Below are 3,478 nucleotides of genomic sequence, written 5' to 3' on the forward strand. Positions count from 1 at the left end.
CAACCGGCGCACCACCAAGCCCGCGGCCTGAGGGCTTCCTTCCGTGGCCGACCCCGCCGCCTACGCCTTCTTCCCTGCCCTGAACGCCATTCTGAACGGGACCAGCGCGGTGCTGATCGCCTGCGGGCGGCACTTCATCCAGCAAAGGCGGATCGCGGCGCACAAGCGGTGTATGATCGCGGCGGTGGTTTGCTCCAGCCTCTTCCTGGTCTCCTATCTCTATTACCACTGGCAGGTGGGGACGGTGCGATTTCGCGGCGCGGGGTGGACGCGGCCGGTGTACTTCTCCATTCTGGGGACGCACACCGTGCTGGCGGCGGCCATCGTGCCGCTGGTAGCGACGGCGCTGGTGCTGGCGCTGCGTGGGAGGTTTGAGCGCCACCGGCGCGTGGCACGCTGGGCCTATCCCACGTGGATGTACGTGAATGTGACCGGGGTGGTGATCTACGTGATGCTGTATCAGCTCTTTCCACGCTGAGGCGGCGCGCTCCTTCGCGGTCGGCTGACGCCTTGCCGCTCGGTCGCGCGCAGGGTTTCTATCGGCAGCCTACCCAGGACTACGCGCGCAGGGCGCGCTTCGTCCTGGGCTATTCTCAACCGCCCTCCGGGCTGGACTTGTGACCGTTGTGGTTCCTTCGTGTCCTTTGTGGTTGGCTTTTCTGGTCTCCTCCGTGTCCTCTGTGTCCTCCGTGGTTTGTTATCATCTCTGATTCGAGGTGAGCATGGCCAAGGTGCGGCTGAAGATCGATCTCAGCGGGACGGTGGGAGACGAGGCCTGGCAGCGCATCCAGCAGTTCGGGGAGATCCAGAAGGCGGAGTACGGGGCGCAGCACGGCTCCAGCGGCGAGTGCAAGCACGATCCCAAGGCGCCGCATGCGAAGGGCGAGTGGCGGGGCGCGCTCATCACCCTGACCACGCCGCTGCTGGCGCAGTACGCGGTGAGCCACTACCTTGAGCAGGAGGGCGTGCTCGACGCGGACGTGGAGGAATGACTCGGGGCGTAGTCAGTAGTTTGTAGTTAGGAGTTAGCGCCCAGGACCGCGATGCAATCGCTAACTCCTAACTCCAAACTCCTAACTCCATCAAGCAGCAACGCAGACCTCATGGCAGATCCCAACAAGCCGCCCGATCCCAGCGAAGCGCCCACGGAAGAGATCGAGTCCAGCCAGGTGCAGGCGGAGCTGGCCAAGCGCAAGAAGCCGCGCATGCCGCTGCGCAACCGCATCCTGTTCTACGTGGTGGCGTGGCTGATCGTGCTCATGCCCTTCCTGTTCTGGCGGGCCACCTGGTTCGGGCGGCCGCTCACGAACGCGGAGATAGCCCAGTACCTGCACGACGAGCAGAAGCCGCGCCACATCCAGCACGCTCTGGTGCAGATCGGGGAGCAGATAGACAAGCACCAGCCGGGGGTGGCGCAGTGGTATCCCGACCTGGTGCGGCTGGCCTCGCACCCGGTGGAGGAGATCCGCAACACCGACGCCTGGGTGATGGGCAAAGACCCCTCGCGGCCGGAGTTCCACCAAGCGCTGCTGAAGATGCTGGGCGACTCTTCGGAGATGGTGCGGGGGAACGCGGCGCTCTCGCTGGTGCGCTTCGGCGACGCGAGCGGGCGACCGCAGATAGTGGAGATGCTGGAGCCCTCGACGGTGACCGCGCCGGTGGCGGGCACGGTGACGGCGGCGGCGCGCTCGGGCGAGCCCATCCAGCACGGCACCCTGCTGGTGCGGCTGGAGGAGGGCGGGCAGACCACCGAGGTGCGCTCTCCCATCACCGGGCAGGTGAAGGCGGTGACGGCCACGCCGGGAGCGCGGGTGGCCGTGGGCGACAAGCTGGCGGTGGTCACGCCCGGCACCGAGCAGGTGTGGGAGGCGCTGCGCGCGCTGTACCTGGTGGGCACGCCGGACGACCTGCCCTACGTCACACCCTACGAGCAAGCTCTGCCCGACCTCCCCGAGCGCATCCAGCAGCAGGCGCGGGAGACGGAGCGGGCGATCCGGGAGCGGGCGAGGGGCCAGTGAGTTCCCAGTTCCCGGTTCCCAGTACCCAGTTGGGTCTCGGGCGGCTTTCACGCCCCGCAGTCGCGCTGCCTGGCTGGGTCTACAATCGGCTGCAGAGGTGGAATCTATGCGACGCCGACAAGCGCTCTCCCTCTCCGCCCTGCTGCTGGCCGGCCCGCTGCTGGGGCAAACGGCTCCAGGCAGCACCGACCAGCCCGCCGCCCCCAGCGATGACCTGAAGCGGATGCGCTCGCTGCTCGAGCAGATGCAGACCAACCTGGTGTACCTGCCGTCGGGCTATAGCGCCATGAAGCACCAGTTCGAATTGGAGATCGATATGTGGCGCATGCTGCTGGAGCGGATGGAGCGGGCTGTGCCGCCGGCGAAAGCCGGCTAAGACCGGCGCTACTTCCCTCAGTCCACGCGCAGCTTGGTGGTCTTGCCCAGGAAGACGGCGACGCGCTCCTGGTAGATGGGGCGACCGTCGGCGTCCTTCACCACCAGGTCGTGGGTGCCGGGGCGCAGCGGGAACTCCTTGAGCTTGCCGGTGACGCCGGCATACCCGCCATCTACGTAGATGCGCGCGTCCTTCAAGTGGGTCTCGATCTTGATGTAGCCCACCCGCTCCGGGTGCACGTACATGGGGCCGTAGCCGTAGTAGTACGGGTAATAGGGCCCGTAGAAGAACGGGTCGTAGTAGAAGTACGGGTTGACCGGCCGGATGACGATGCCGCGGCGGTGAGGATGTTGCGCCGAGGCCGCCGGCACCATTAGAAGAAGCAGCCCTACCACCAGGGCCACCGTGGTTCGCCTGGAAAGCACCATGGGTTCGTCCCCCTTACTGCGGGGCCACTGGCTCGAACCTGGGTCCCTACACCCAGTCTAAACCCGGCCCCACACAATAAGATGCGGAAGGCGGGCGCCCGCACCCGGCGGCGGGCTGCGGGCTGACGGCTGACACTTGGGTGTGGTAGGCTGCCTGCCCGGAATGGCAAACCCCCAACAGCCCTGGCAGCACGCGCCCCTGCGCGCGAAGGTCCTGTTCCTCGCCGGCGTCTTCTTCCTCTTCAGCAGCATCGGGTTCATCGGCGACATCCTGGCGATGGGCAAGGAGCCCTGGGCGCGGCTGATCCTGACGGTGGCGCTCTCCGGCGGCTTCGCCATCCTGTACGCGGTGGCGGGCTTCCGGCTGCGCGGGCGCGCCTGGGTGGCGATGGTGCCGATCTTCCTGCTGCAGTTCCTGTTCACCGGCCTGATCGCGAACCGCTTCCCCTCGCAGGCGGCGCCCCGGCAGATGGGGCCGGCGGAGATCTCGGCCCTGGATTACCGGTTGGGAATCGACGGCTTCGGGGTCATCGTGGTGATGGTAGGAGGGTACGTCTGCTTCTTGTATTTCGCGATCACCGAGGGCCGGCGGCACTTCCGGGTGCAGGCGGAGATGGAGCTGGCGGCGGAGATCCACAAGGGGCTGGTGCCTCCGG

Annotated in this window: 6 protein-coding genes; 5 read left to right on the forward strand and 1 reads right to left on the reverse strand. The window is 66.9% G+C overall.

All coding sequences use genetic code 11. The annotated features are described in order from the left end of the window. Positions 1-43: 43 nt before the first annotated feature. The 4 genes from VEG08_15805 (at position 44) to VEG08_15820 (ending at position 2,394) form a co-directional block, all read left to right on the forward strand. Positions 44-478 (forward strand): DUF420 domain-containing protein, encoded by a 435-nt coding sequence (locus VEG08_15805; GenBank protein HXZ29460.1) that lies wholly within the window; start codon positions 44-46, stop codon positions 476-478. 244 nt (positions 479-722) lie between these two features. Then, entirely contained in the window at positions 723-992 is a 270-nt protein-coding gene (locus VEG08_15810; GenBank protein ID HXZ29461.1) for a hypothetical protein, read from the forward strand. A gap of 111 nt (positions 993-1,103) precedes the next feature. Beyond that, positions 1,104-2,018 carry a biotin/lipoyl-containing protein gene (locus VEG08_15815; protein ID HXZ29462.1) on the forward strand — a complete coding sequence of 305 codons (915 nt, stop codon included), beginning with the start codon at positions 1,104-1,106 and terminating at the stop codon, positions 2,016-2,018. Between the two features lie 106 nt (positions 2,019-2,124). Continuing rightward, positions 2,125-2,394: a hypothetical protein gene (locus VEG08_15820; GenBank protein HXZ29463.1), complete on the forward strand. Its 270-nt coding sequence runs from the start codon at positions 2,125-2,127 to the stop codon at positions 2,392-2,394. Positions 2,395-2,411: 17 nt separating this feature from the next. Here the strand turns inward: VEG08_15820 and VEG08_15825 are convergent, their stop codons facing one another. Further along, complete coding sequence (locus VEG08_15825; GenBank protein ID HXZ29464.1) at positions 2,412-2,822, reverse strand: hypothetical protein; 411 nt, start codon at positions 2,820-2,822, stop codon at positions 2,412-2,414. Between the two features lie 163 nt (positions 2,823-2,985). Between VEG08_15825 and VEG08_15830 the strand changes: the two genes are divergently transcribed. Next, a partial coding sequence (locus VEG08_15830; protein HXZ29465.1) for a hypothetical protein occupies positions 2,986-3,478 on the forward strand: 493 nt, incomplete at its 3' end.

Source organism: Terriglobales bacterium, from assembly GCA_035624475.1.
GTDB lineage: Bacteria > Acidobacteriota > Terriglobia > Terriglobales > Acidobacteriaceae > DASPRL01.

Bases quoted from the DNA above. Each gene is read 5' to 3' on its own strand.
- VEG08_15825 (HXZ29464.1), bottom strand. From the start codon at position 2,822: ATGGTGCTTTCCAGGCGAACCACGGTGGCCCTGGTGGTAGGGCTGCTT.
- VEG08_15810 (HXZ29461.1), top strand. From the start codon at position 723: ATGGCCAAGGTGCGGCTGAAGATCGATCTCAGCGGGACGGTGGGAGAC.
- VEG08_15815 (HXZ29462.1), top strand. From the start codon at position 1,104: ATGGCAGATCCCAACAAGCCGCCCGATCCCAGCGAAGCGCCCACGGAA.
- VEG08_15820 (HXZ29463.1), top strand. From the start codon at position 2,125: ATGCGACGCCGACAAGCGCTCTCCCTCTCCGCCCTGCTGCTGGCCGGC.